General features: G+C 74.0%; 2 protein-coding genes. Both read right to left on the bottom strand.

The genetic code is table 11. The features are described 5' to 3' along the window. Positions 1–28: 28 nt before the first annotated feature. A complete protein-coding gene (locus ABZ641_RS33525) occupies positions 29–775 on the bottom strand; it encodes a 3-oxoacyl-ACP reductase family protein (protein ID WP_359988033.1) in 747 nt (248 codons plus the stop codon). Between the two features lie 776 nt (positions 776–1551). Beyond that, the gene (locus ABZ641_RS33520; protein ID WP_359988030.1) at positions 1552–2280 is read right to left on the bottom strand and encodes a transglycosylase family protein; all 729 of its coding nucleotides are present in this window, start codon (positions 2278–2280) and stop codon (positions 1552–1554) included. Between the last annotated feature and the right edge of the window lie 65 nt (positions 2281–2345).

The raw sequence follows: 2345 nt of genomic DNA, 5'->3' as shown, positions 1-2345 counted from the left end.
GGCCGCGCTCCCGAAGGGCCCGCGGGGCTCAGACCGCGAACCCGCCGTCCACCGCGATCGCGGCACCGGTGATGTACCGGCCCTCCGGGCCCACCAGGTGGGCGATGGTGCCGGCCACGTCCGCCGGAGTGCCGAACGAACCCAGCGCGGTGAAGCCGGCCTGGAGTTCGGCGCTCGGCCCGTCGGCCGGGTTCATGTCGGTGTCGGTCGGACCGGGGTGCACCAGGTTGGCGGTGATGCCGCGTGACCCGAGCTCCCGCGCCAGCGCCTTGGTGAGCCCGGACAGGGCCGCCTTGCTGGTCGCGTACACCGAGCCGCCGGGGAAGGCGACCCGCTCGGCCATGCAGCTGCCGATGGTGACGATCCGTCCGCCCTCGCCGAGGTGGCGAACGGCCGCCTTGGAGGCCAGCAGCGGGCCCCGGACGTTGACGTCCAGCACCCGGTCGATGTCGGCTTCGTCGGTCTCCTCGATCGGGCCGACCACGCCGACGCCCGCGTTGTTCACCAGGATGTCGAGTCGGCCGAACCGCGTCGCCACCGCGTCCACGGCCTCCCGGATCGCCCGGGGGTCGGCGCTGTCCGCCCGTACGGCCCAGGCACGGCGGCCCATTCCCTCGATCTCGGCCGCGACCGCCTCGGCACGCCCGGCGCTGTCCCGGTAGGTGAGCGCCACGTCCGCGCCCTCCTCGGCCAGCCGCAGCGCGACCGCCTCGCCGATCCCCCGGCTGCCGCCGGTCACCAGCGCCACCTTGCCCGCCAGCCGCGCGGCCGCCATGGTCTTGCCCATCGTGATCTCCCCCGAACTCGCTGTCGTGTTCTCGGACATGACTCGATCATCGGGCGCCGGCGATCACGAGCCCGGCGGTATTCGGACGTCGCGTTCAACGTTCAACAATCGATCGGGCGCCGGCGCTCACGACGATTCCCGGTGGCGCGACGGTGTACTGGTCGTGCGTGGCCGCGGCTGGCTGGCTGGTCCGGTCGGGGCGGTTGCCGGGTCTGGCTCGGGGTGGTCGAAGGGCCGCCGCAGCCCGCGTCCGTCCTCCGGTGCCAGCAGGTGACACCGCGCCCGGTGCGAGTATCCGGCTGTCCGCGGCACCGCCGGCACGGGCCGGTCGGCGGCGTCGTCCGCCCGCCACAACGAGGCGCGGTCCGGGTGCGCCGCGAACAGGCCGTCCGGGGTGTGCCAGCAGGAGACGGCCTGGGTGATCGCGGAGGGCCGGTCCCCCCGGTGTGCAGACCGTGCACGCAGGTGAACCAGGTGGTGCCGGCGCCACCCCGCCCGTCGCCGGTGACCTCGGCCGCCGCGGGCAAGGTCCGCGCCACTTCCACCGGTGCGTGGCCCTCGCCGCCGCACAGGGGGGCGGTGGGTTCGCCGTTCCTCATCGGTCTCGGCTCCCTGCGAGCCTACGGGCGCGGGCGCCGGGACGGTCATGCCTGGTCGCACGCCGAGGGCCGCATACGGGTCCACGTACGGCGCCGGGCACGGTGGTCCACGCGTCGGAGCCGGCCGCCCCTCGCAGGGGTGGCCGGCCGTGGTCCGATCAGGGGTCAGAGGTCCAGCACCTGGTCCGGGAAGATCAGGTCCGGGTCGCCGCCGATGGTCCGGATGTTCTTGGTGTACAGGCTCTGCACGTCGGTGCTGAACTTGACCGCGATCTCGCTCAGGGTGTCGCCGCTCTTGACGGTGTAGGTGCCGGTCGGCGCGCCGTTCCTCGGGGAGTTGACCGGGGCCGACGGGGCCTGGGTCCGCGCCGATCGCGTGGCCTCGGTGGAGCTAGGGGCGGACTTCGGGGTGTGGGCGGGCTTGGACTTGGAGGTCTGCGTGGACTTGGCGGGCTTGGTCTTGGTGGCGGTGTCGACCTGGGCCGGCGCGCCGCCCCTGGTCAGACCGGCCTTCCTGGAGCAGACCGGCCAGGCGCCGGGGCCCTGCGAGGCGAGCACCTTCTCGGCGACGGCGATCTGCTGCGCCTTGCTGGCCTGGTTCGCCTGGGACGCGTAGGCGGTGCCGCCGTAGGCGCGCCAGGTGCTGGCGGTGAACTGCAGGCCGCCGTAGAAGCCGTTGCCGGTGTTGATCGACCAGTTGCCGCCGCTCTCGCACCGGGCGACGGCGTCCCAGGTCGAGGCGGAGGCGGCCGAGGCCGAGGGGGCCGAGACGAGTCCGGCCACCGGCAGCGCCGCGACGGCGGCGCCGGCCACGACGGCCACGCGGACTCGGTTGCGCTTGGTGGTGGCCTTGGTGGAGGTGGTGGCAGCGGTGGTCTCGTGACCGGAAGTCATGAACGTCCTCTCGACAAGCCCCGGGCAGGCATGCGGAACCAGGCCCCGGTGGGGCCCACGTTTCG

This window comes from Kitasatospora sp. NPDC007106 (genome assembly GCF_040634455.1).
Taxonomy (GTDB): Bacteria; Actinomycetota; Actinomycetes; order Streptomycetales; family Streptomycetaceae; genus Kitasatospora; species Kitasatospora arboriphila.
Note: the sequence above shows the minus strand (reverse complement) of the source record. Positions and strands in the feature narration are given on the sequence as shown.